Source organism: Borrelia parkeri (genome assembly GCF_023035815.1).
GTDB classification, from domain to species: Bacteria; Spirochaetota; Spirochaetia; order Borreliales; family Borreliaceae; genus Borrelia; species Borrelia parkeri.
Window position 1 is genome coordinate 899,697 of record NZ_CP073159.1, and the last position, 26,709, is coordinate 926,405.

18 protein-coding genes and 1 pseudogene are annotated in these 26,709 nt (G+C 29.4%); 12 read left to right on the plus strand and 7 right to left on the minus strand.

Annotation, left to right across the window (positions count from 1 at the left end):
- Window positions 1-27 precede the first annotated feature (27 nt).
- Window positions 28-1,737 carry a phospho-sugar mutase gene (locus tag bpSLO_RS04270; RefSeq protein ID WP_025407264.1) on the minus strand — a complete coding sequence of 570 codons (1,710 nt, stop codon included), beginning with the start codon at window positions 1,735-1,737 and terminating at the stop codon, window positions 28-30.
- Window positions 1,738-1,855: 118 nt separating this feature from the next.
- Between bpSLO_RS04270 and uvrB the strand changes: the two genes are divergently transcribed.
- The 3 genes from uvrB to bpSLO_RS04285 are packed head-to-tail and all read left to right on the plus strand — an operon-like array spanning window position 1,856 to window position 10,090.
- Window positions 1,856-3,817 carry an excinuclease ABC subunit UvrB gene (uvrB, locus tag bpSLO_RS04275; RefSeq protein WP_246989807.1) on the plus strand — a complete coding sequence of 654 codons (1,962 nt, stop codon included), beginning with the start codon at window positions 1,856-1,858 and terminating at the stop codon, window positions 3,815-3,817.
- Window positions 3,818-3,851: 34 nt separating this feature from the next.
- Window positions 3,852-6,692: an excinuclease ABC subunit UvrA gene (gene uvrA, locus bpSLO_RS04280; RefSeq protein WP_025407263.1), complete on the plus strand. Its 2,841-nt coding sequence runs from the start codon at window positions 3,852-3,854 to the stop codon at window positions 6,690-6,692.
- The gene (locus bpSLO_RS04285; RefSeq protein WP_038447813.1) at window positions 6,647-10,090 is read left to right on the plus strand and encodes an LPS-assembly protein LptD; all 3,444 of its coding nucleotides are present in this window, start codon (window positions 6,647-6,649) and stop codon (window positions 10,088-10,090) included. Before uvrA ends, bpSLO_RS04285 begins: the two co-directional genes overlap by 46 nt.
- Window positions 10,091-10,145: 55 nt before the next feature.
- Here the strand turns inward: bpSLO_RS04285 and bpSLO_RS04290 are convergent, their stop codons facing one another.
- Genes bpSLO_RS04290 through bpSLO_RS04300 form a run of 3 tightly spaced genes read right to left on the minus strand, consistent with a single transcriptional unit; the run spans window position 10,146 to window position 12,883 of the window.
- The gene (locus bpSLO_RS04290) at window positions 10,146-10,667 is read right to left on the minus strand and encodes a hypothetical protein (protein ID WP_038447810.1); all 522 of its coding nucleotides are present in this window, start codon (window positions 10,665-10,667) and stop codon (window positions 10,146-10,148) included.
- Window positions 10,668-10,693: 26 nt separating this feature from the next.
- Window positions 10,694-11,284 carry a ribonuclease H family protein gene (locus bpSLO_RS04295; RefSeq protein WP_025375817.1) on the minus strand — a complete coding sequence of 197 codons (591 nt, stop codon included), beginning with the start codon at window positions 11,282-11,284 and terminating at the stop codon, window positions 10,694-10,696.
- 6 nt (window positions 11,285-11,290) lie between these two features.
- Window positions 11,291-12,883, minus strand: coding sequence for a hypothetical protein (locus tag bpSLO_RS04300; protein ID WP_025375818.1), 1,593 nt, complete (start codon window positions 12,881-12,883; stop codon window positions 11,291-11,293).
- A gap of 156 nt (window positions 12,884-13,039) precedes the next feature.
- Here bpSLO_RS04300 and arcA point away from each other — a divergent pair, with 156 nt between their 5' ends.
- The 4 genes from arcA to arcC are packed head-to-tail and all read left to right on the plus strand — an operon-like array spanning window position 13,040 to window position 17,700.
- Window positions 13,040-14,269, plus strand: a complete 1,230-nt coding sequence (gene arcA / locus bpSLO_RS04305) for an arginine deiminase (protein ID WP_025407261.1) — start codon at window positions 13,040-13,042, stop codon at window positions 14,267-14,269.
- 19 nt (window positions 14,270-14,288) lie between these two features.
- Window positions 14,289-15,284, plus strand: a complete 996-nt coding sequence (argF, locus tag bpSLO_RS04310) for an ornithine carbamoyltransferase (RefSeq protein WP_025407260.1) — start codon at window positions 14,289-14,291, stop codon at window positions 15,282-15,284.
- Between the two features lie 50 nt (window positions 15,285-15,334).
- On the plus strand, window positions 15,335-16,750 hold the full coding sequence (locus bpSLO_RS04315) for a YfcC family protein (RefSeq protein WP_025375821.1): 1,416 nt from the start codon (window positions 15,335-15,337) through the stop codon (window positions 16,748-16,750).
- A 17-nt stretch (window positions 16,751-16,767) separates the two neighbouring features.
- Window positions 16,768-17,700, plus strand: coding sequence for a carbamate kinase (arcC, locus tag bpSLO_RS04320; protein ID WP_025375822.1), 933 nt, complete (start codon window positions 16,768-16,770; stop codon window positions 17,698-17,700).
- Between the two features lie 443 nt (window positions 17,701-18,143).
- Here arcC and bpSLO_RS04325 read toward each other — a convergent pair.
- Window positions 18,144-18,344, minus strand: a pseudogene (locus tag bpSLO_RS04325) (diadenylate cyclase CdaA); the annotation flags it as partial.
- 78 nt (window positions 18,345-18,422) lie between these two features.
- Here bpSLO_RS04325 and bpSLO_RS04330 point away from each other — a divergent pair.
- The 3 genes from bpSLO_RS04330 to trpS all read left to right on the plus strand — a co-directional run bounded on the left by bpSLO_RS04330 (window position 18,423) and on the right by trpS (window position 21,508).
- Window positions 18,423-19,280 (plus strand): HAD family hydrolase, encoded by an 858-nt coding sequence (locus bpSLO_RS04330; RefSeq protein WP_025407543.1) that lies wholly within the window; start codon window positions 18,423-18,425, stop codon window positions 19,278-19,280.
- 96 nt (window positions 19,281-19,376) lie between these two features.
- Window positions 19,377-20,450: an AI-2E family transporter gene (locus bpSLO_RS04335; protein WP_025407544.1), complete on the plus strand. Its 1,074-nt coding sequence runs from the start codon at window positions 19,377-19,379 to the stop codon at window positions 20,448-20,450.
- 2 nt (window positions 20,451-20,452) lie between these two features.
- Window positions 20,453-21,508 (plus strand): tryptophan--tRNA ligase, encoded by a 1,056-nt coding sequence (trpS, locus tag bpSLO_RS04340; protein WP_025407545.1) that lies wholly within the window; start codon window positions 20,453-20,455, stop codon window positions 21,506-21,508.
- Between the two features lie 70 nt (window positions 21,509-21,578).
- Here the strand turns inward: trpS and bpSLO_RS04345 are convergent, their stop codons facing one another.
- A complete protein-coding gene (locus bpSLO_RS04345) occupies window positions 21,579-23,372 on the minus strand; it encodes a phosphoglucomutase (RefSeq protein ID WP_246989809.1) in 1,794 nt (597 codons plus the stop codon).
- Between the two features lie 154 nt (window positions 23,373-23,526).
- Here bpSLO_RS04345 and bpSLO_RS04350 point away from each other — a divergent pair, with 154 nt between their 5' ends.
- Window positions 23,527-24,981 carry a UTP--glucose-1-phosphate uridylyltransferase gene (locus bpSLO_RS04350; RefSeq protein ID WP_025407546.1) on the plus strand — a complete coding sequence of 485 codons (1,455 nt, stop codon included), beginning with the start codon at window positions 23,527-23,529 and terminating at the stop codon, window positions 24,979-24,981.
- Window positions 24,944-26,011, plus strand: a complete 1,068-nt coding sequence (locus bpSLO_RS04355) for a glycoside hydrolase family 3 N-terminal domain-containing protein (RefSeq protein ID WP_025407547.1) — start codon at window positions 24,944-24,946, stop codon at window positions 26,009-26,011. The genes bpSLO_RS04350 and bpSLO_RS04355 overlap by 38 nt, the downstream gene beginning before the upstream one ends.
- 57 nt (window positions 26,012-26,068) lie before the next feature.
- On the opposite strand, the gene bpSLO_RS04360 is transcribed toward bpSLO_RS04355, so the two are convergent.
- A complete protein-coding gene (locus bpSLO_RS04360; protein WP_246989695.1) occupies window positions 26,069-26,602 on the minus strand; it encodes a hypothetical protein in 534 nt (177 codons plus the stop codon).
- Window positions 26,603-26,709: the final 107 nt, after the last annotated feature.

A 26,709-nucleotide genomic window follows, 5' to 3' on the forward strand; every position in this document is an offset into this window, starting at 1 on the left:
ACTAGGTTTATTAGGTTCTCTGCTATATTAATACTTTTCTATCTCCATTTTTATACTGTTTATTATATCAAAAATATTGTTTTTTTGTTCGTATCTTGAATATATGGATACATAAAATTTAATTTTTGACTCTGTTCCAGATGGCCTAATGGTTATTTCTATTTCGTTTTCTAATAAGATTTTTATTGCATTTGTAGTATGCTTGTATTTTGTTATTTTATATACATTGCCATTCATATCGGTTTCTGTTAAATTTTTATAGTCTAATTTTTTGATTATGTTAATTCCTGCAAAATTTTTTTTAATTTCGTTCCTAAATTTTGACATTAATTCTTCTCTTAAAAACTCTCCATTACTTCCTTGAAAACTTTTATTAATTATAAAGTCTTTATAATATCCAAACTCTTTGTACATTTCTTGAAGATATTTTCCTATTGTTATTTGATTCTTTTTTAATGTCAACATTAAATCACAAAATCCTTTTATGGCTGAAAATGCGTCTTTATCTCTAGTTCCAGTTCCAATTAAGTATCCATAACTTTCTTCACATCCAAAAATAAAATTTTTGTTTGGTTCTTTTGTTTTTATCTCATCTATTAAGTGCCCTATCCATTTAAATCCTGTATATGTTCTATATAATGTTGAGTTATATTTTTTTGCTATCTTATTTAGCATTGGTGTTGTAGTGAAAGAAGCTATCACAAATACATTTTTAGGATTCTTTTCTCTAGATAATAAGTAATTCATTAAAATACATGCAATTTGATTGCCATTTAAAATTTTCCATTTTTTACCCTCATTAAAGGCTATACCCATCCTATCAGCATCTGGGTCGGTTGCAAATGCAATATCACAGTTTTTTCTTTTTGCAAGTTCTATTACTTTGGACATGGTAGTATGTTCTTCAGGATTAGGATAATTGACTGTCGGAAATTCTGGGTCAGGGATTATTTGACTTGGTTCAATTAAAAGTTCTACTTTACTGCCTTTAAATAATTCCTTTATTATTGTTCCTCCTGTCCCGTGCAAAGGAGTATATGCTATTTTTAAATTTGTATTTTTGCTTTTTTTATTGAAATCAGGAAATTCTTCATTTATTTTTTCTATGTATGCTATATCAATCTCATCATTAAGTTCAATTATTGCTTGCTTATTTATACTTTCTTCTTTTGTAAGTGTATTTTTAACATTAGATACTTTTTTGATTTCTGATATTATTCGTGTATCATGAGGAGGTATTATTTGAGCACCTCCTTTCCAATATACTTTATATCCATTGTATTCTTTTGTATTATGACTTGCTGTTATCATTATTCCAAGATCACAATCTAATTTTCTAACTGTATATGATAACTGAGGTGTTGACCTTAGATTTTTGTATATATAAACTTTAAGGCCATTTGATGCAAAAATCTCGGCAGCGTCATATGCAAAATTTTTTGAGAAATGTCTTGAATCATAACTTATTACAACTTTAGGTTTTTGTGTGATTTCAAGGATGTAATTGGCAATTCCTTGACTTGCTTTTGTAATATTGTATGTGTTGATATAGTATGTTCCAGCTCCAATGAGGCTTCTCATTCCAGCGGTGCCAAATTCTAGCTCTTTATAAAATCTATTGTACAGTTCTCTCTCATTATTTTCATTAAGTAATTTTATTGCTTCATCTTTAAAGTATTTGTTTTGTTCAAGTTGAATGTATTTTTCTACTTTTTTTTTAAGTTTATTATTTTTCATACTATTTTCCTTTATTTTATTATTTGAGAATCTATAATTAAATTATAGAATAATAAAGTATTAAGTATAGAATTAGTTATTATATTTTGAGTTACGATTTTTTTTCTTTGAGGTCTTCATGCAATTTTGTTTAAGGTCTGATTATTCTCCTGCTGGTGATCAATCAAAAGCAATTAGAGAAATTGAGGAATCTATTTTACTTGATAATAAATATCAGACTTTAAAGGGTGTTACAGGTAGCGGTAAAACTTTTACAATTGCTAATATTATTAGGAATTTAGAGAGACCTGCTCTGATAATTAGTCATAATAAAACTTTAGCCGCACAGCTTTATAGGGAATTTAAAGACTTTTTTCCAGATAATGCAGTTGAATATTTTGTTTCTTATTATGATTATTATCAGCCCGAATCTTATGTTCCGTCAAAAGATTTGTATATAGAAAAGGAAGCCACTATTAATGAAGATATTGAAATAAAGAGAATAAGGACAGTAACATCTCTGTCTAGGAGGCGAGATGTTATTGTTGTTGCTACAGTTTCTTCGATTTATGCATTAGGTTCTCCAGAATTTTTTAAGAATGCTGCCCATGCTTTTTTTGTAGGGCAAAAGATTTCTATTAAAGAGATAGCAGATATTTTTGTTAAGCTTCAGTATGAAAGAACTCTTATGAATCTTGAACATGATAAGTTTTCTATTAAAGGTGATGTCATTGAAGTATGGCCTAGTAATGAGCATGGTGATTTTGCATATAAAATTTATTTAGATTTTGATGAGATTGTTAGGATAAATAGGATTAGTCCACTTACAAAAAAGATTTTGGGATCTACTGATGAATTTACTCTTTTTGCTAAGTCTTATTTTGTTATTCCTTATGAAAATATATTGGATGCTCTTCCTAAAATACAAGTTGATTTAGAAATACAATATCATTCTTTTAAAGAAAATGGTAAGCTTGTTGAAGCTGAAAGACTTAAACAGAGAGTAGAATATGATATTGAAATGTTAAGAGAAACTGGGTCTTGTCAGGGCATAGAAAATTATTCTAAATACTTTAGTAATAGCGAGATGGATAGACCCTATTGTCTTTTTGATTTTTTTCCCAAAGATTATTTGTTATTTATTGATGAATCTCATGTTACTTTGCCTCAGTTTAGAGGAATGTATAATGGAGATTATTCAAGAAAATTAAATCTTGTAAATTTTGGATTTAGACTTCCATCAGCACTTGCAAATAGACCTCTTAAATATCATGAATTTGAATCTTTGATTAATCAGGTTGTTTTTGTTTCAGCAACTCCTGGACTTGAAGAGTGCGAAAAAAGTAGTGTTATTGCTGAACAAATAATACGTCCAACGGGTCTGATTGATCCAGAGATTATTCTTAGAGTTTCAGATGGACAGATGGAAGATCTTTATAATGAAATTCAAAAAAGGGTGGCTTTAAATGAAAAAGTTTTAATTACAACTTTGACAAAAAAAATGGCTGAAGATTTAACAGATTATTTATTAAGTCTTGATATAAAGGCTAGATATTTGCATGCAGAGTTTAATGCTATTGAGAGAGTAGATATTATTACATCTCTTAGAAAATCAGAAATTGATGTTATTGTGGGCATTAATTTATTAAGGGAAGGTTTAGATATTCCCGAGGTTTCTCTTGTTATCATACTGGATGCTGATAAAGTAGGATTTTTAAGATCTACTACTTCTCTGATCCAAATGATTGGTAGAGCTGCTAGAAACTCAAATGGTTGTGTTATAATGTACTACGATCATGTAAGTTGTGCAATGAGAGAGGCTATTGACGAAACTAATAGAAGACGGAATATTCAAATTGAATACAATAAAAAAAATAATATTGTTCCAAGGACTATTATTAAAAAAGTACAAAATATTTTAGAAAAAGAATTAAAAAATAAAACCATTGATTATAACCTTGGAAAAATTATTTCTGATGACAAATTATCTAAAAAGGATATTATCATTAAACTTAAGTTTAAACTTGAAGAGGCGGTTTGTGATGAAAGATTTGAGGATGCTATCTTTTTGCGAGATAAAATAAGAGAGCTTGTTAAGTAAGGGGTGAAAATTTTGAAGGCGAGGAGTTTATATCTTGAGAGAAAAAATTACTGTCAGAGGTGCAAGAGAGCATAATTTAAAAAATGTTAATGTTGATATTCCAAGGAATAGTTTGGTAGTGATATCTGGAAAGAGTGGTTCTGGTAAGTCATCTTTGGCTTTTGATACAATTTTTGCAGAAGGGCAGAGAAGATATATGGAGTCTGTGTCATCTTATGCAAGGCAGTTTTTGGGAGTAATGAAAAAACCCAATGTTGAGTATATAGGCGGACTCTCTCCTTCTATTTCAATTGAGCAGAGGACAATAAGCAGTAATCCAAGGTCAACTGTTGGTACAATTACTGAAATTTATGATTATTATAGATTGCTATTTGCTAAAATTGGTAAGCCATATTGTCCAAATGATGGAAGTTTAATAGAGGAACAATCTTTAGATAATATGATTAATACTATTTTAAGTTATGCTGAAGGGTCTAAGGTTATATTATTTGCGCCTGTTGTTATGGGTGCAAAGGGTGCTCATAAAAAAGAGCTTGAAAAGATATTAAATCAAGGGTTTAGTAGGGTAAGAGTAGATTCTCAAGATTATTTGATAGAAGACGCTGTTAATTTGAGCTTAGATAAAAATAAGAAACATAATATTGAAATTATAGTAGACAGAATAAAATTGAGTAGTAATGTAAGAATTAGACTTTCAGAATCTATTGAGACTGCTTTATCGATTTCTAATGGGTATTTACGTGTAGAAATTGAAAATGATTTAGAAAAAATAGATAAAATCTTTACAGAACATAATAGTTGTCCTCTGTGTGGTTTTTCTCTTCCTGTCATAGAACCAAGGCTTTTTTCGTTTAATAGTCCATTTGGAGCTTGTAGTGAATGTTCGGGTCTTGGCATTACACTTGATTTTGATTTTGAGAAGATTTGTCCTAATGTTAAGCTTTCTTTTAATGATGATGCATTTATTACCTTTAAACCCAGTTCGTCTTGGGCTTTATCAATTTTTAAGGGACTTTCTAAACATTATGGTTTTAGTTTAGATACTCCTATAAAAGATATTTCTGAAGATATTCTTAAAAAGATTTTGTATGGCGCCAATGAAAAGATAGATTTTATCTATCAATCTAAAGAAATGAAGAGTAAAGAAATAAAAGGTGGTTTTTATTATTCTAAGGAATTTGAGGGCCTTATTCCTCTTTTAAAGAGGCGTTATCTTGCAACTGAATCTGAGAGTGCTAGATTATTTTATGAGGGTTTAATGTCTCGCAAAACTTGCAATTCTTGCAAAGGTAAGCGATTAAGTCTTGGGGCTTTGTCTGTTAAGTTGTGTGGTAAAGATATTCAAGAACTTAGTAATCTTTCTGTTATAGATTCTTATTCTTTTTTTGATAAGATTGAGCTTGATGAGCTTGATGTTAAAATTTCTAGGGAGATTTTAAAAGAAATTAAAAGTAGGCTTAAATTTTTGATTGATGTTGGACTTTCTTATTTATATTTAGATAGGATGTCTGGAACTCTTTCAGGGGGTGAGGCTCAACGAATTAGACTTGCTACTCAAATAGGCTCGGCTCTTGCTGGAGTTCTTTATGTCCTTGATGAGCCTAGTATTGGATTACATCAAAGGGATAATGAAAAATTAATAAGTACTCTTGTTAATTTGAAAGAACTTGGTAATACGGTAATTGTTGTAGAGCATGATGAGCAGACTTTGCGTACCGCTGATTATATTATTGATGTTGGACCTGGAGCTGGAATTTATGGTGGAGAAATAGTTGCTAATGGAACTTTATCTGATATTTTAAATAATGACCATAGTGTGACTGGCAAGTATTTAAGCGGTCAACTTAAAATAGAAGTTCCAAAAATAAGACGTAAAGTAGGAAAAGCTGAAATTGTACTCTTAAATGCTAGTAAAAATAATTTAAAAAATATTAATGTGCGTATTCCTTTGGGAGTTTTTACTGTAATAACAGGAGTTTCTGGTAGTGGGAAGAGTACCCTTCTTAATGAGATATTATATCCTGCTCTTGATAGTAGGTTAAAATCAAATACAAGTTATTTTGATGGTTTTGGGGATGTCATTGGGTATGAGCAAATTGATAAAGTTATTCAAGTAAATCAAAAACCAATAGGTAAAACACCAAGATCAAATCCTGCAACTTATGTTGGATTTTTTACGGAGATTAGGGAACTTTTTGCAAAGCTTCCAGAGTCTAAAGCAAGAGGTTTTAAGGCTGGTAGATTTTCTTTTAATGTTAAGGGTGGGCGTTGTGAAAAATGTCAAGGTGATGGATATCTAAATATTCAGATGCATTTTTTGCCTGATGTTTTTGTTCCCTGTGATTTGTGCAAGGGAAAAAAATTTAATGAGGAAACTTTGGAGATTAGGTATAAGGGAAAGAATATTTATGATGTTTTAGAAATGAGTGTCCTTGAGGCTAAAAGTTTTTTTGAAAATATTCCAAAGGTTAATCATTATTTAGAGATTTTAAAAGAAGTGGGACTTGAATATATTAAATTAGGTCAAGCATCAACAACCCTTTCAGGAGGAGAGGCTCAGCGGATCAAATTGGCTTTTGAGCTTGGCAAAAAGAGTACAGGAAAGACTTTTTATATTATTGATGAACCAACAACAGGTTTGCATTTTGATGATATAAGAAAATTGTTAGAGGTATTGCAATTGCTTGTTCAAAATGGAAATACTGTAGTTCTTATAGAACATAATTTAGATGTGATTAAACAGGCAGATTATATAATAGACTTAGGTCCTGAGGGTGGAGTATCTGGAGGAAATATTGTTGTATCTGGAACTCCTGAAGAGGTTGCAAAATGCAAGAGTTCCTATACGGGAATGTTTTTAAAAGATCTTTTGTAATATTATTTTTAGTAAATATTTTTAATTGTTTTATCTTATTTGCTCAAGATGTTAATGATAAGAAAAGTTTAAAAGATAAAAAAAATTTAACTTTAATGCAAAAAGCTAATTTGAAAGAACTCGAACTTTCTAGTGATGAAGATTTGAAAAAATGGGCATTAAGAGAAGGTATTGAAGAAAAAGATCTTTCTAAGATAAAGTCATTACTTTTGGAAAAATTTGGTATATCCCCTGAACTTTTTTCAAAAGATAGCAAAGATGTAGGCAGATATAAAATAATCATTGAGAGTACAGATAATCTTGAAAATTTTACTTATGAGATTACTGGGGATGAAACTATCATATTTAAAGGGAAAGTAAATCTTGTTATTGAAGACGTTAAAGAGAATAAAAAGCATAATATTAAGGGTGATAAAATTATTTTTAATAAAAATTCCAAGAAGCTTTTTTCTAGTGGAAATGTCGAATATAAATTTGATTTAAGTACTGATGAAAAGTTATATTTTTATGGCGGTGAATTATTTATTGATTTTGATTCTCAGAATTTTCTTCTCAAAAATGGAATTGTTCAAAAGAAAATGAATAAGAATTTAATTGATCATATTGTTTCATTTGGGGGAAAAGTTTTAAGGAGATTGGATAATGATTCAAATATCTTAGAAGAGGCTTTTATTACAACTAGTAAGATTCCAGAACCTTATTATTCTATTAGAGCCTCTAAGATATGGATTTTGCCATCTGGGGACCTTGGTATTTTAAATGCTGTGTTTTATATAGGAAGAGTACCTATATTCTATATCCCATTCTTTTTTAAACCAGGTGATAGTTTGTTTTTTAATCCGTCTTTAGGATATTCTTCAAGGAAAGGTCTTACTCTTTTTAATACTGTATATTTACTGGGGAAAAAATCTGCTAATATTGATGAAGTTTCTTTTTTAGATTTTGATTTTCATTCAGTATACAATTCAGATAAAAAACCTTATATTAGAAATGGTTATTTAACTTATTTCTTTGCAGAGGATATTGTCTCTAAAGTTAATCAAGACTATGTTAAATTGATTTTTGATATTTATTCTAATTTGGGGTTTTATTCAGGTATTGATTTTAATTTAGGTGATACTTTAGATCTTTTTAAAACTTTTGAAGGTAGTTTTGGCATAGGCTTGACAAGAACTCTATATAAGCATAATCTCTCCGGTGACTATCGCCCTTTTGAGGGTAATAGTATCAATTACTCCCTTTTTAGTTTTGATAATATAAATAAGGGTGACATATTTGGATTTGAGGTTCCCTTTAGGTATTTGCTTAAATCTAAGTCTGAATTTTTAATCAGTGATGCGCTTTTTTCATTGATTTTTGAGCATTATTCAGATCCTTATGTGATGATTGACTTTAAAGATAGATTAGAGAGTGCAACATTTTTTTCCGTTTTAAGTCCTCTAAAAGATTCATCAGAAACAGAAAAGATGATAAGAACATTTGATTGGAATTTATCTTCTTTTTATAATCGAACTTTTGATAATAATACCCTTATTGATTATAGATTAAATAATCTTGGATTTACTTTTAAATTGGCAAATTATGAGAATATTTTTGGTAAAAATCCTAAAAGCATTAAAGATCCAACTAGAAAATGGTTTTATTTGGAGAGAATTTATCTGCCTTATATCGATTTAAATTTTCAGAAAGAGCTTTATAATAACAGTTGGACTTCTCTTTCTGATTCTAAGGGTAAAGAAATAATTATGGTACCCAAGATCAAAAATATTGGAGATAATGTTGAGGATGATAAAGATAAAAGTAATTACAAGAAACTTGAGGAAAAAAAAGATTTAACCAAAGATTTTTATTTATCTCCCAAGCCAATTGTTTCTAATGATCTGAGTAAGCGAGATTCTTTTTATATAAGATTGGGTATGAATCCTTATTTTAAAAATAATATATTTTTTGATAATTCTAAATTTAAGTCTCCCCAGGAGTTTAAATATGATGTGAAGACCTATTTGTTTGAGATTAAAAATAAAATAGATTTAAAATTTCATGCTGATTTTTATAATCGGATTGTTACTTTTGAAGATGTTTTGTATCTTAATACTATTGAGTATAATCCTTTAGACAAAGATTATAATTTAGTCGATAAAGACAAGAAGGGCGAACATTCACTTATTAATAAAATTAATTTAAATTTATTGCCTTTTATGCTGTATCCTGCTTTTTCTCGGAGTAATATTAAGTTTGAGAATAAAATTACTCTTTATTCATTTGATAAAAAGTATGATAGAGATTCTAAAATGTTGGATGGCAAGAGTAATTCTGTTTTTTTGAAAAGTTCTGAGACTTTGCATCAAGAATTGAATTTTGGCTTGATTTATGACTATAGATTTTTTACTACTAGTCTTTCAGGTGTGCTGAAGAATACTTTTGAAAGTATATATGCTTCTTCTGAGCTTAAGTTTGCGATGGAATTTCCTTATTTGTTACAAGAAGTAGGTATTGGAATTAAATATGATAAGAAATTTAAGGAAGACGAGAAGAAGTCTGTTTTGAAAAATACTTCTATTAATTTAAAACCTTTAAAACCCATTTCTCCTTATAAGAATTTAGAGATGCATCCTGCTTTGTATTATAAGATAGAGCCAAGATATTTAGATTATTTAAAGCTTATCTTTCTGGTTGCTTATGATCCTTTGATTAATGGGGTATCTGAACTTTCGTTTAAGTTTAGTGCTTATGATTTTAGATTTGAATTTGCTATGAAAAATGATTTTGAGTATAAGTATGATAAATTGATTAGCGATTTTGCGAAGGTAGGCTCTACAACTAAACTTATTCCGTATTCTTTAAGTTTTCAGTATAAAAAAGATTTATATGATTTTAAGTTTTTTGATGAAAAATTTAAAATTGGACTGGGAACAGATGTTGGATGGAAAATGAATTTGCAAAAATTTGTTGATAATGAATTTTGGGCTGAGTTTACTTTTAAGTTTAGGTATACTAAGTTTTTTGAGTTGAATTTTTCAACTCGTTCTATTAATACTAAAACTTTTAGATATTTTGGAGGATATATGGAACAGGTTGAGCTTGAAACGGTTAATCTGTTTGCAGATCTGTTTAAGTCATTTAATTTCTTTAATATTCAGGATAGAAAGGATTCATTATTTAAAATCAAGAAAATTAGTACGAGCTTTAAATTTAATTTTTATGATTGGCAATTTGTCGGGGAGTATAGTTTAAGTCCAGATATTTTAAAGGATAATAGCGGTAGGTATTCTTCTATTTGGAGAAATAATTTTTCAATTTATATTTCTTGGAATTTCTTTGAACCTGTTAAATCATCGTTGGAAAGTAATTCAAGTACTAATTATGAACTTTTAATTAACCGTAAATCTAAGAAATAAATAGTACTAGCTGATTATCTATTTAAAATAATTCTTTTTATAGTTTTGAACTTTTTTACGTTTTTGGGATTCTTGATATTACAATATCAATGGTTTGGTTTGGATTAATGTTAGTTTTTGTTATGCTCAGTTTTAAAGTAGCTGGATATTTAATTTCGTTAAATATATGTTTTTGTATTTTTGAGTTATTGATTGAGATCTTAGTGTTTTGCTCAGGTTTCTCTAATAAATAAATTTTAAATGTTTGAGAAGTTTTTGGTCCAATTAATAATTCTTTATATTTATTTTTATAAATTTTGAGGTTATTTATTAGTTTAGTATCATTTTTTGTTGTAACGATGTTTTTAGAATTTAAATTTGTATGTTGCCAGTTTATTTTTACAATTTCGTCACTTGTATTTGTAAACTCAATATATATGTATTCGCCTGTTGCCTCAATATTGTCTACATTAATATATTGGGCATTGGATTTTATTATCTTAAAATTTGTTTTATATTCTTGTTTAAACTTTATTGTAGTACATGAGATTATGATCAGTATGATTATGCATATTTTAAAAATATTTTGTGTTCTCATGTGTTTTGCTTTATATAAATATTATTTTATCTTTTATGGAAGCCAAGATCCGCAATATTATTGTCTCCTGATATCAATAATACCGATCCTCCCTTTTCTTCAAAAGTGTGTCTTAATTTGGTCACATTTTGAATTAATTTGATAGTATTTTTGTTTAAGTTTTTATTGTAAAATCCTTTAGACCAATAATCAATTACTAGTTTACTATCTCCAAATATGTTCTTTGTGTCTTCTTGTAATGCTATTTTGAGTGCAATATACAATCCTAAAAGTTCGCCATAATTGTTGCTAATTCCATCAAAATCTTTAACGTAGTAATTATTATAATCATTAATTAGATTTTGATCTATTACTTTGTTTAGTATGGATACTCCTTTTTCATTAACAACTCTAATTTCTACTCCTTTGCCTCTTCCAGTTCCAGAGTCAAAGTATATTCCTGCTGGGTAGATATCGTTCTTTCCATCTCTTGAGAGCCAATTTTTTGCTTCTTCTTTTGTTTTGAAGCTCTTTATTTTATTTTTTTGTCCTACAATTTTGTTTTTGCATTCTTCCCAAGATGTAAAGATCATTTTTTCATTTTTGTCGTTTAATATGCATGCGTAGTATTTTTTCATGTTGAATTAACTCCCTAAGCACCAAGAATTAATTATATTGCAAGATCTACCAAACCTTTTTTCTTTTGAACTTTTTATTTCTATTGAATCTTTTATTTCTCTATTATACCCAATAAATTTTTCTCTAAGAGTTGGTTTTATAACTCTTTTTGGTAACATACTGGGAAATATTCCTGATATTGTGTATGACATATAAAAATCGTAAGCAGCTGCATTTATCTCTCCAGGAGTCACTACACCAGATACTTCATAATTTCTTGAGACATCAAGACCAGCTATTCTGTATGTTCTGTCAACTACTAATGAACAATAAGTTTTATGGTGGATTTCTTCAAGATTAATTGAGTCAGTCCACATATTAGAAGACAACAGGGGAACCATATATCCAAAATTATTGTCAACATATCTGTTTTTAGCAAAATTTATTGCTTTTTGAATAGTTCTTTTATCTGTTATGGGTGAGAAGATTTTTAGTATCCTTGATTGTATATAAGTTGTGAGTTTTTCATAGCCTGAACCTTGAACAGATGCTGTGTCAAATTTGATTTGATTGCTTGTGATTACTGATTTTATATCGAAGCTGTCTTCTCCTTTAAATACAATTTTTTTTGTATTGTCATACTTATCAGCGTCAAATATTCCTGTGTGTTGCCAAAAATAGAAAAAGTCAGTCCAATCTATTTTTGGTTTTATTAGCAGTATGTCTCCATTTGACAAAATGGATCTTAGTTTTTTCGGTGTTATTTCTATTCCTGTTTCTGGATCTATGATATTAGGGATTAAGTTGTAATTATTTGTTGAGTTTAATTTTTGTTGTGATTTTGTTGAATAGTATGAGTTATTGTATTCATCAGCAATTGTTTGTTTTTGCAGTATTTCTGTTATTTTGTTATTGTCAATTTGTAAATGAAGCATGAATCTCTTGAAATATTGTTTATCATTAATTTTTAATAATTGATTTGCTATTATGTGAGGAGACATGTATTCTATTCCGTTTATTATATCTTTATTGACAGCATAATTGGTTATGCTGTCTTGAGGGAAAAAAGAGTTAGTGTTTTCAATGGGTATATATCCCATATTTTTTTCGTAAAATATTTGTTCTAATGATGCTAAAATTTCCTTGTCTAAATACATTTGTGTTTCTGTTAGCTCTGTAAACTTTTTATTAAGTGAATTTGGTTTAATTTCGTCAGATTTTTTTCTAAAACTTGTATCAACTTTAATGATTAGATATCCATTTATATTGCTTTGTTCAATGAATTTTTTCCATTCTTGTGAATTATTTAAGTGTCTTTGATAGGCCAGTAGATAGTTTTGTATTTCTTCTATTTTTTGGGGACTTATTTTTAAGTCTATTGCTAATGTTTTTAATAAATTGGGAGATCTTGTATGCTCTAATATTGTATCTATTAGATGTGATGGTATGTGATATGTAGTATATGTCATATTAGTTACGAGGGCATGATTAGGTGGATAGTGATGGGTTAACAGGATAGTATTTAAACCGTAATTTTGTTGATCACTTTTGCTAAATAAAGAACACGAACATATTAGGTAGAAACTTATTAAATTGAATATATATGTAAGATGTTGCATATCAATATTTTATCATATTTAGTTAAGTATTAAGCTTGTTTGTTTTTTATAAGTTTTAATTATGTTGATTTTTTGTCGTTTAAGTTTTAATATATTAACCAAGTATAATAAATTTAAAATTTTTAAACTTTTTTATAAAAAATAGAGGTTTTTGTTATGCAGTATTTAAAACCAATAAGTGTATTCTCAGAAATAGGTCGTTTAAAGAGAGTGTTGCTACATAGACCAGGAGAAGAATTGGAAAATCTGACTCCTTCAATAATGCAAAGGTTATTGTTTGATGATATTCCTTATCTTGAAGTGGCAAGGCAAGAACACGATGCTTTTGCGGATATTTTAAGAAATAATGGAGTTGAAGTTGTCTATATTGAGGATTTAATTAGTGAAACTATTTCTCAGTGTGATAGTCTCAAAGATCAATTTATATCACAATTTATTCTTGAAGCAGGGATTAGGACTGAGAATAAGACCCAAGCTTTGAAAAATTATTTTTATAATATGTCTGTTAATGACATGATTTCAAAAATGATAGCTGGGGTTACAAGGGATGATCTTAAAAATTATAAATCTGATTCTCTGAACTCTTTAGTAAACAGTGAATATCCTTTAATTATTGATCCTATGCCCAATATACTCTTTACGAGGGATCCTTTTGCGAGTATTGGTCATGGTGTAACAATAAATAGGATGCAAACTAGGGTTAGACGTAGGGAAACAATATTTGCAGAGTATATTTTTAAATACCATCCTATTTATAGAGACAATGTTCCTATATGGTATACTAGAGATGAAGATACCACCTTGGAAGGTGGGGATGAGTTAGTTCTAAGTCGTGATGTTTTGGCTATTGGTGTTTCTGAGAGAACTGAATCTGAATCTGTTGAAAAAGTAGCCCGTAAACTTTTTGAACAAAAAACATCTTTTAGTACTATTTTAGCTTTTCAAATCCCACAAAGTAGGGCTTATATGCATCTAGATACGGTTTTTACTCAAATAGATCATACTACTTTTACAAGTTTTACTAGTGATGATATGAAATTTACCATTTATGCTTTGACTTATGATTTGGGTTCTGGCAATATTAAAGTTAAAAGTGAAAAGGCTAAATTGGAGGATATTTTAGGCTTCTATCTTGGAAGTAAGGTTAATATGATAAAGTGTGCTGGAGGGGATTTAATTCATGGAGCAAGGGAACAGTGGAATGATGGTGCTAACACTTTAGCAATAGCACCTGGAGAAGTAATAGTTTATTCTAGGAATCATGTAACTAATAGATTGCTTGAGGAATTTGGGATTAAAGTTTATAAAATACCTTCTAGTGAGCTTTCACGAGGAAGAGGAGGCCCTAGATGTATGTCTATGCCTTTAATAAGGGAAGATATTTAGTTTAATGGAGGAAATATTTATGTATGATTTACGAGATGATTTACGAAAGAGAAGTTTTTTAAGGCTTTTAGATTTTACTCAAAAAGATGTGAGATATTTACTTGATTTGTCTCATAGTTTGAAAAAATCTAAGTATGCAAGATTTGAAGAACAAAAACTGAAAGGAAAAAATATAGCTATAATTTTTGAGAAGGACTCGACAAGAACAAGATGTGCGTTTGAGGTTGCTGCTTATGATCAAGGAGCCCATGTTACTTATTTGGGGCCATCCGGTAGTCAGATAGGTAAAAAGGAGTCGATAGCTGATACCGCAAGGGTATTAGGAAGAATGTATGATGCTATTGAATTTAGAGGGTTTTCTCAAAAAGCAGTTGAGGATTTAGCTAAGTATGCTAATGTTCCGGTTTATAATGGGTTAACAGATGTTGCCCATCCAACACAAGTACTTGCTGACTTTATGACTATTGAAGAACATAAGGGATGTTTGAAAAATTTGAAGATGGTCTTTTGTGGCGATGGTAGAAATAATGTTGCTAATTCTTTAATGGAAGGGTGTGCTATTATGGGAATGGATTTTAGAATATTTGCGCCAAGAGAACTTTTCCCAGATCCAGAATTGGTAAGCAAGACAAGATTGATAGCTGCTGAGAGTGGCGGTAATATTACTATTTCTAGTTCTCTTGAGGAATCAGTGAAGGATGCAGATATTGTTTATACTGATGTTTGGGTGTCTATGGGTGAGACTAATTGGAATGAAAGAATTAAACTGTTAAAACCATATCAAGTTAATAGTAAGCTTATGAAATTGGCAAAAGAAGATGCTATATTTATGCATTGTTTACCAGCTTTTCATGATTTGAATACGGTGCTTGGTAATGAAATATTTGATAAATATGGGCTTGAAGGTATTGAGGTTACACATGATGTCTTTGAAAGTAGTCAGTCTGTTGTGTTTGATGAGGCTGAGAATAGGTTGCATACTATTAAGGCTGTAATGGTTGGAACTTTGGGATAATTAGTTATAAATTTAGATTAGAAAAATGTAAATTTATTAGGAGAGATAAGATGGTTAAGAAGAATAAAATACCAAGTAGTTTTACGATAGTATTTTCTTTAATAGTGTTTATGACTATATTAACTTATATAGTTCCTGCTGGTGAATTTTCTAAAGAAACGAGGGAAGTTAATGGAAATTTACAAGAAGTTGTTGTGGCGGGAACTTATCATACAGTAGAAAGGGCTTCTCGGGGATTTTTAGATGGTATTTTTATTATTTTAACAGCAATGGCTAAAGGAATGGAGCATGCTGTTGAAGTTATTGTATTTGTTTTGATTGTTGGTGGAGCTTATGGAGTGATTTTAGGAACCGGTGCGGTTGATGCAGGGATAGCTGCAGCAATTAAAAAAATGGGAAATAAGGATAAACTTTTGATACCATTTATGATGTTTATTTTCTCCATAGGAGGAACTACAACGGGTATGTATGAAGAGACACTTCCATTTTATCTTATTATGATTCCATTAGTAATAGCCTTGGGCTATGATAATATTGTAGCTGTTGCAATTATTGGATTGGGAGCTGGTGTTGGAACCATGGCATCTACTATTAATCCATTTGCTACAGGTATAGCATCAGCGATAGCTGGTATTGAAATAAAGGATGGTTTTTATTTCCGTATTATTTTGTATATAGTTTCTGTGTCTGTAGCTATAGTGTATGTGTTGGTATATGCGATTAGGGTAAAGAATGATCCTAAGAGGTCTATAGTGTATGAACAAAGGGAAGGGCATTATAATCTATTTGTTAAAGGTAAGATGGGGGATAAGGAAAATGATATGCCTGAATTTACAAATAGACGAAAGATGGTATTGGTATTATATGGAGTGATGATTGTATTTTTAATATATAGTATTTTGGAGCTTGGTTGGTGGATGCAAGAGATGACGATGTTATATCTTGGTACAGCAATTTTATCAGCGTTTATATGTAAAATGAGCGAATTAAAGATGTGGGAAACTTTTGTAGAGGGAGCTAAAGATATGATGACAGCAGCGCTTATTATAGGCATGGCTCGAGGAGTGATGATAGTAGCTGATGAGGGAATGATTACAGGAACTATATTAAATGCAGCATCAGAATTTTTATATGGAGTACCTAAAGGTCTATTTATAGTGTTAAACGAACTTGTACAAATGTGTATAGGGTTTATTGTTCCTTCATCATCAGGACATGCAAGTTTGACAATGTCAATGATGGCTCCATTGGCTGATTTTTTAGACATGCCAAGGTCATCAGTTGTGTTGGGTATGCAAACAGCATCAGGTCTAGTTAATTTATTAACACCAACAAGTGGAGTTATAATGGCTGTATTGGGTATAGCAAGAATTAGTTATGGTAGTTGGTTTAAATTTGTAATGCCAATATTTGTGATTGAATTTGTAATATGTATTTTAGTGATAATGGCAAATGTATATTTATAAAAAATTAGGGAGTATGTATGAGTAAAAGAATTGTAATAAGTCTTGGGGGGAATGCATTAGAAGGTGGAGAAGGAACATTTTGTGATCAATTGGCAAAAATAGAGAGCAGTGTATGTGAGATAGTAGATTTGATAGAGTATGGTTATGAGGTAATTATTAGTCATGGTAATGGCCCTCAAGTAGGAAGGATTTTGCTAGAGAATGAGATGTGTAAAGAGACCCCATTGGCACCGCTTGATGTGTGTGTTGGTATGAGTCAAGGGATGATAGGGTATTATATTGAGCAGGCACTGCGGAATGAGATGTGTAAGCGAGGAATTAGACGGGGAGTAGTAGTAGTGCTTACGCAAGTTTTGGTAGATAAAGAAGATGAGTGTTTTAAGAAACCTAGCAAGCCTATTGGACCATTTTATGATAAGATAAGAGCGGAAGAGCTTGAACGTAAGGGATATATTTTAAGAGAAGATAGTGGAAGAGGTTATAGGCGCGTGGTAGCATCGCCTAAGCCAATTGAGATTATAGAAATTGAAGAGATAAGTGAATTGATGAACAAAGGATTTATAGTAATTGCGTGTGGAGGTGGTGGTATTCCTGTTATAAGAGATAACATAGGAATTATTAAAGGAATAAATGGAGTAATTGATAAGGACTTTGCGTCATCTAGATTAGGACAAGATATTGGAGCAGATAAGTTATTGATAGTTACTGCTGTTGATCAGGTAGCATTAAATTTTGGCAAAAAGGATGAAATTTTACTTGACAAGGTAAATGTTGTTGATTTAGAGAGATATATAGGAGAAGGACATTTTGCAGCAGGGTCTATGTTGCCTAAAGTAGAGGCAAGTATTGGATTTGTAAAGTCTAAAGGAAATAGGGAGGCAATTATTACATCACTGAATAAAGTTATTGAAGGAATAAATGGTGTGGGAGGCACGATGATAACTAGATAGACTCTAAGAGGTAGCTTTGAGTAATCCAAAACCTTAGATTAAAGATTTTAAATATTAATGTGAAATTTGAAAATGAAGAAAGGATAACCTGATTAGCAAATAAAGGGATCGGGCATTATGCAGATCTACTAGCTTTTTTGAGTTTATTGCAGAAAAATTTTTCATATTTTAGTTCGTATAAATGCTTTAATGAGGTATATAATAATCTTATTGCTTAATCTGATCTTGAACAAGAGTCAATTAAGAGATAAGATCTTTTAAGAAAAGCCTAAATAAATAATAATAATAATAATATAGAGAGACTTGTCTATTGTTCCAAATTATAGATATGCAAAAAATTATCTATTTAGAAATGATAAATGAACTGGCTGGCAAATGCTACAGAAAAATTTGTTTTCTATGAGCTTAGGAGGATTAAATCACAAAAAACTACTAATAAAACATAGCCAATTTATTGTGTATAAGTTGAAATAATAAGACACGATACCAATAGATGTAATGATGATCATTCCTTTTAGTAAATTTACAGAATAAGAATTAATGACATTTTTATAGATATAATAAACTAAAATGCTGATTAAAGTTACATCTAATACTTTAGAGAAAATATCTTTTATTTGATTTATACTATTTATATCTATCATAATCATTTTTATTCAATATATTTATAGTTATATATATTGTAATACAAGTTAATGTTAATTTAAATTTATTTTTTGTTTATGGGTAAAAAAGAAAAGATTATAGCTTTGATATTTGATTTTGATGACACTTTAATTTATGGTAATATGCAACAGGTACTTTTTGATGAGTATAATGTTGATGCTAGTTTATTTTGGGATGAAGTTAAAAAATTATCTATTACTTATAACAAAAATCATTTTAATATCATTGCTAATGAAATGATATATTTGTCACATTTTTTAACATATGTCAAGGAAGGTATTTTTAAAGGCTTAAATAATAAAATATTATTTGAATTGGGCTCAAAATTGAGATTTTTTGAAGGAGTTCTTTCTTTGTTTAAAGAAATCGATGAAATAAATCGAAGTTTAAAGAAATCAGATACTGTGATAAATATTTATATTGTTTCAAGTGGTTTTAGGCAGATGATTTTGGGCAGTAGTATTGCTCCATATGTTACTAAGGTTTGGGCTTGTGAATTTATAGACACATACCTTATGCCTTTTTATCAGAATTTAGATAATAAGTTTTCAGGAAATGTTGTTTTAAGTAGCGTATGTTATTTTGTAGATCATACAATAAAAACCCGGGTAATTTTTGAGCTAAATAAGGGATCTTATGATAAAATTAATAAGAGGATTCCTAAAGGTAGAAGAGAGATTCCTTTTGAAAATATGTTTTATATTGCAGATGGTTTTAATGATATTCCAGCCTTTGAAATTTTGAATAACAGTTTAAATCATTATAAAAATACATTGACGGTTTATCATGGAAATGATGAAAATGCTAAGAGGCTGGTTAAAGAGAAAAGAGTAGGGGATTTAGCGGAAGCTAATTATAGTAAGGGAACTAAGTTATATAATTGGATAATGGAAAAGATTCATTTAAATATATGAATTGATTTTAAATTTTGACAAATGTTCGTGAGTGAGTCTTGACTCTGTTTTTAAGTATTTTTCATAATTATTAAGATATATTGAAGGAGAAGTGAGATGTCTTTAGAGCTAAAACCAACTGATAGATTAAAGTTTGTTAAATTACAGTCTGTGTTTTATGTTGTAGCTTTGATTGTAATGTTAATTGCTATTTTAAAAATAGCACAAACAATATTTAAACCTTTAGCTATTGCAGTGGTTCTTGGGTTTTTGGTATATCCCATTTATACTTTTCTTAAAAAACTAAAGATTCCAAGAGTTTTAATAGTTTTTATAATTTTTTTTGTTCTTTTTTTATTTTCTTATTTGGTTTTTAGTTTTGTTTATTATAGTGTTACTGTCTTAATTGATCAATTACCTTATTATCAGAAGCAGTTAATTTTTATTATGGTAGATATTCTTGAAAAATATAAGTTAGATAGTTCTATTATTAGCAATATAGATTTTTCTAAATATATTTATCCTTTTTTAACTCGGATATCTAATGAGATTATTGGATTTGCAAGCAGTTTGGTTGTGTTATTTTTATTGTTGTATTTTTTACTATCAGAAATACACATTTTTGATATAAAAGTTAAAAATGCTTTTAAACAATCTGTTTCGAGTATATTTATTGAGGCTTTAAGTACAATAAATAGTCAAATTAGTAAGTATCTGGGAATAAAGCTCTTTGTTAGTTTTCTTACAGGGTTTTTAGTGTTTATAGGTTTAAAGTTGTTTGGACAAGATTTTCCTCGTGTATGGGCCGTGCTTACATTTGTTTTTAATTTTATTCCAAGTATAGGTTCAATTTTGGCAGTTTTTTTTATTATGATAGCTGCTTTAGTACAGTTTTATCCTAATTTAAATTTAGTTTTTTATATATTTATATATAATACATTTGTTCAAATGTTGATTGGGAATATTCTTGAGCCTAAGATGCAAGGACATAGACTTGATCTTTCTCCTTTTTTGCTGCTTTGTTTTCTTTTCTTTTGGGGATGGCTTTGGGGCATTGTGGGACTTTTAATAGCCTATCCTTTTACAGTAATTATAAAAGTAATAGTAGATAATATAGCGTGTTTAAAACCTTTTTCTGTGTTTTTAAGTGGTTCAAAGATCTTAAGTGTTGATAATAATAAGGAGCGTTAAGTTTGCATAGAAAAGTTATGCTTACAGGAGATAGACCTACAGGTTCTCTTCATTTAGGGCATTATATCGGGTCTATTGTTAATAGATTAAAGTATCAGGAGGAATATGAGACTTATATTATTATAGCAGATTTGCATACTCTTACTACAAAACCAGATTTAAAAAGCATTAATGAAATATCTGTTAATGTTAGAGAAATGGTTTTGGATTATTTGGCTTGTGGGATTAATCCTGAAAAAGTTAATATCTATTTGCAATCAGCTATACCTGAGCTTTTAGAATTAAATTTAATATTGTCAATGATTGTGATGGTTAATCGTTTGCAAAGGATTCCTAGTATAAAGGATATGAGTGCTGCTGCTGAACTATCTGAGGTTCCTTATGGACTTTTGGGTTATCCTGTTCTTATGAGTGCGGATATTTTGATGACAAAGGCTAATTTAGTTCCAGTTGGACGTGATAATGAGGCTCATGTTGAACTTACAAGAGAACTTGCTAGGAAATTTAATTATCTTTATGGAGATTTTTTTCCAATTCCTGAAGCTGTCTTTACAGATTCTCAGACTCTTGTGGGAATTTATGGCAAGGCTAAGATGAGTAAAAGTCTTGGTAATGCGATATTTTTAAGTGATGATGAAAAATCATTGCGTAAGAAAGTTATGTCTATGTTTACAGATCCGAAAAGGGTGAGAGCAGATATACCAGGAGAAGTTGATGGTAACCCTGTTTTTATTTATCATGACCTTTTTAATAGTAATGTTGATGAGCTTTGTGAGTTTAAAACTAGGTATAGGAAGGGTACAATTGGAGATGTTGAAGTTAAAGAGAGGCTTTTTGAGGTTTTAAATCAATTTTTAATACCAATTAGAGAGAGAAGAAAATTTTTTGAAGCTAAAAAAGGTTATATTGATGAAATAATATTTGAAGGTACAAGTAAAACTAGAAAAGTTGCAGTAGAAGTTATAAAAAATGCTAAAAATTTAATGGGGATATCAAAGACGTGGCATGGAGTGAGGAAAAATGTAGAGAAAATTTTAAAAAATAATCTAAGTACGTAGGTTGTACCACATCATTAACTATAATAAATCAAGTTGTTTTAAGTTTTGTGTCATCATTTATATATGTTAATTAGATTAAAGAGTTAGCCGAGTGTATTAAATCTGTATGAAAATCTAAGAGAGGATATAGTAAATCATTATGTTCAGATATGACCTCACTTAATACTCTAAATATTGGTTCTGTTTTTGAACCACGGAACCATAAACTAGCAATTATTTCATGTTTATTATTTTTAAATAAAACTTTAAGCCCCCCTGATGAGTCACCTGTTCTAGAGATGTTTTGCTTGATACCCTCATAATTTATAATTTCATAATTATGTATTGGTAATTTGTGTAATACGGTATTATTATTGTTGAATTCTTTTTCTAATAATTTTTCGTAGTTGGTTTTTAGTATTTCTTGATTTTCTACTTTTATTTTAAGCATGGCTTTTTCTGATGATACTTCTACATTGCTATAAAAATTGATTGTCTTTAATATATCCTCAAGAGTGTAGTGTTCATTATATGAATTCTTAGATATTGAGCACCATATTTTGTAAAGATTTTTAATTTTAAGCAATTTTATGATGCTAAAGAGAGTTGTTAGTGGGTCTCTTACTTTTGAAGGGTATGTAATATTTCCTCCATTTGATCCTTCTCCCAAAATTTTTACTATTAATCCTTTTTTACGTAAAAGGTCAGCCATTTCTGTTAAGTTAGCTTCACCAACCTCAACTCTATAAACTTTTGTGTTGTTAAATAACGAGGCTATTTTTTCAATGTTTAGTGAGGTTGCATCATTAACTACGACAGCTAAATTGTCTTTAATTCCCGTATGGTAAAGGTAGCTAAGCTCTGAGAGTACTGAGAGTGCAAATATTTTTTGTGGTGTAATGATACTTGCTTGTTCTTTTTTTAAAATTGCGACCAAATTGCCTCTGTCTCCATCACAATCAGGGACATATCCTAACTTGAAAGAATTGTCATTCTTAAATTTTTGTTCTAATATTTGTTTACACATGTTTAAAGATGCCCCCTCAGGAGTCATCCCATGCTTAAAGATACCAATTTCTGTGTTATAAAATTCCAATTTTATTCCCAAAGATTCAATCATTTCCCTATCAATTGAGTTAATGCGAGAACTACCATTCATCTCTCCTATGATTCCTATAGGTTCTTTTTTGATAGTTTTTTTTAGTATGTCAATATTTTTTTGATTATGTGTGTCTGAATATATTATTTGCTGCATTAATGACTTATATGAGTTATAAGATTGTGTTTTATGTCTAGCCTGTGAGGTGATAATTGCTTCATATGTTTTTAAGTGCAGAGCATTGGTATTAAACTTTTGTAAGCTTGTTATTAGATTGTTTATTAAAGTTTCATTTTCAATGTTGGATCTGATCTGACATATTATTTTCTTTATTTCATTTGAATTTAGCACGCCTCCATCATTTAATCCAATTTTAATGCCATTATATCCTGTAGGATTATGACTGGCAGAAATGTATATAAATCCTTTTGAATTTTGATGTTCTTTTGTATAAGCTAAGATTTCTGGTATTGGGAGTATTCCAAAAAAATTTACATTGTTATTGTTTAAAATTAAGGTTTTAATTATAATCTCTGAGATTATAATTCCAGTTGCTCTTGAATCTAATCCAACATTGATATATTTTTTTGGTTTATCTTTAAAATAATTTGATATTGTAAGGGTTATAAGAGCAACCAATATTTTGTCGTCATCATTGATTTCATATTCTATTGAATTTTCATTTTTTGATTTTGCAAATATCTTTCTAAATCCTGAAGGAGAAAGTATCATTTCATTAATAGCGTCTCTTAGATTTGTCATATTTAATATATACTTTTTTAGCATCTTTTCCCCTTCATTAGTATATTTTAATTTAATATTTGCCTTTATTTATAGTACTATGATTATAGTAACATATTCTATTACAATAAGCATTATTGATGGTGCTTCTTATAATATGTTAATTTTTGTTTACCTTGTCTTCAAATGAGGTTTTGGTATGTATGAAGTAATCGATGAAAATTTTTCTAAAAAAATGCTTGATATGCTTAATATGCATAAACTTAAAACTTTAAGCATATCTGTTAAGAATTTTCCTGATGAGAGTCATGGCAGTATTTTAAGTCTTGCTAATAATTCTGTTAAATTCAAGTTTAAAAAGGAACTTGTTGAACATAATTTGAAAAAATATATTGATGATTTTACAAAGTTTTCGGTTTCATCAGAAAGTAATTTTTATGTTTTTACTGGTGATGATTTGGAGAGACTAGGGTTATTTCTTTATCCTTATCTCTCGTTTGGTATTTTAAATGGGGGTTCTGCGACTAGTTATTTTGATATACTGAAAAATAACGATTTTAATGAGGAATTGTATTCTTTATATGAAGATAAAATACTTGAAGCCAGGAGTTTTTTTGGGCATTTGCCAAAGGGAATAACACCTGCATATGTTAATAGGGATGGTAGTTATGGATTTTCATTTTTAGCATTAAAAATACGACATCTTTTAATGCTTTCTAAGAGATATTGTGAGATTTATGGTAAGAGTGTTAAGCCTTCGATTTTTCAGATGACAAGTTTTAAGACTTATAAACCGATTTCTAAATTTTTAGATAATATTTTTGATGATAATTTGATTAAAGATTTGAATTCTTGTGGTTTTCAAAGGGCAGATATTTTGACAGCGATTCAGCCTTTGGTTTATTGTTATAATAAATTAGATGATGGTCAATATGAATATTTTAGCTATTGTAGTAATGGCAAGAGAACTTTTTTGGCTTTACCCGCTGGTCATGGTCAAAATTTTAAAGTTTTAAGAGATATTTATTTAAAACTTTATAATTCTGGAAAAAAATTTGTGTACATTGGTAATGTTGATAATATTGGTTTTACTGTTAATTTACAGACTCTTGCCATAATGGCTATAACTAATAGTTCTTCTGGCTTTGAATTTAGTATTAAAACCCCACTAGATACAAAGGGTGGGGTTTTAGTCTTGGATGATGATAATAATTTAACATGTGTTGATATTGGTAGTGTTATTTCTAAAGAAGCTGTACTTAAAGCTGAATGTAGAGGTGATAGGATTTTGTTTAATTGTGCTACAGGTCTTTTTAATTTAGAATATTTGATAGAAAATATGGATAAAATAATATCAGATATGCCTATGAGAATTATTGAACAGGATAAAGAGATTGGTAGATATACTGCAATTGAGCAAATAACTTGGGAAGTTATAAGAATATTAGATAATCCATTAATTTTTGAGGTCAATAGAGAAGATAGGTTTCTTCCTGCAAAATTATTTGTTAATACGCTTATTATGAGTAATTACATGAATGATAAAATTTCGGGTACTATTTCTGATATTGCTAGATATTTAAATTATGCTCTTAATAATGCATTGAAGAATAAATATGATTTGGTATTTAGGCAAGGTAAGTGGGATGTTTAGATTTGTGTTATTTGGTCTTTTGTTGTCTAGTTTGGTTTTACTAGGCTCCATTCCTGATATAGATTATGATTATTTTGAAAATGATAAATTTGATCTTGTAGATATTGATGAATTTTTAGGAAGAGTTAATGTTAATAACATTTTGAGGGGACGTTGTTTTTTTATTGGCATTAGGAATGTTGCTAATCCTAGTGCTGTGCAAGCACTAAGTAAAGAAGACCTTGATAAACTAAGAGAGATAAATCCAGTAGGAATTATTTTATTTAGAGAAAATTTTAAGGATGCACAACAAACTAAAGAGTTGATTGAAGAGATAAAGAGACATCTTGGTTCTGACATATTGATTGCTGTTGATGAAGAAGGAGGACTAGTTAGTAGAGCTAGTGAGAATAAAAAATTGGGAGTTTATAATTTTCCTGCTATGGAATCTGTTGGAAAGACCGGAGATTCTCAGCTTGCATATAAGATTGGTGAAATTCTTGGGAAACAGCTTAGACGACTTGGTATTAATGTAAATATGGCACCTGTAGCAGATGCTAAATTTTCTCCAAAGAGCCCTTTAGGTAGCAGAACTTTTGGGTATTCATCTTATAATATTGGTCTTATGGTAGAGGCATTTATTGATGGGATACAAAGGGAAGGTGTGTTTGCTGTGGTTAAACACTTTCCTGGACTTGGAGGCACAAAAGTAGATACCCATAAAGATTTAGCCTTATTACCTTATAGTAAAAATTTTTTAATGGTAAATAATTTTATACCATTTCTTTTTGGAAAGGAAGCAAAATTTATTATGCTTGGGCATGTACTTGTTCCTAAGATTTCCGGAGATGTAAGTAGTATGTCAAAAGATATTGTAGATATTATAAGACATAATCTGAATATCTTTAGTATTATCATGACAGATGCATATGATATGGGTGCAATTGTAAATAATTTTAGTTTGGGGCATGCGATTAAGAAATCACTAAATTCAGGTATTGATGTTGTGCTTATTCCAGAAGGGTTTAAGAAACTTAATGTAGAAGAATGAATATTTTTAATTTTGTATAAAGGAAATTCTTATTAACAATAATCAGTATTGTTATGATTAGATAGGAAAGGTAATAGCTATATCGACTAAAAAATACTCACGTAGAGAAGAAGAAAATGTAGAGAGGATAGAGAATAAATTATTAATTGGAATGTTAAGTTTAACAGAGACAAAAGGTAATACAGGGAAAAGAAAAGCAGAGATATTATTACCAGTAATAATGGAAGTTCTAAGGGCTATAGGTAATTGAGTACCTACTAAGATATTGATAATGAAAGAATATATGTGTATTTGATATTTCAATATATAAAGAGAAATAGATAGAGTAAAATAGACATTTGAGAATGAAGTTGGATCGTATGGATAAAAGTGAATGGGGATGATATTGAAATCAATCCATTCATTGTAAGTTATGGTTATTCCAATGAAAGCGTAATATTTGTAATGTTGATTATAAGAAGTTAAATTTATATAATTGTGTTGAATGATACCTATTTGTAGTGGTTTTATATTTTCATTATTAAATTTTTCACTCCATGCATGGGTATATATTATTAATAAGTGTAGTGATATAAGTATTGAATTTTTCATTGTGTGTGTAAGAAATTGTAACATGTTATTAAGGAATAAAGAACGGTTTTTTCTTATGGATGGAAGGAAGGTAATAATAATATTTTATACTATTAACAATTAAACTA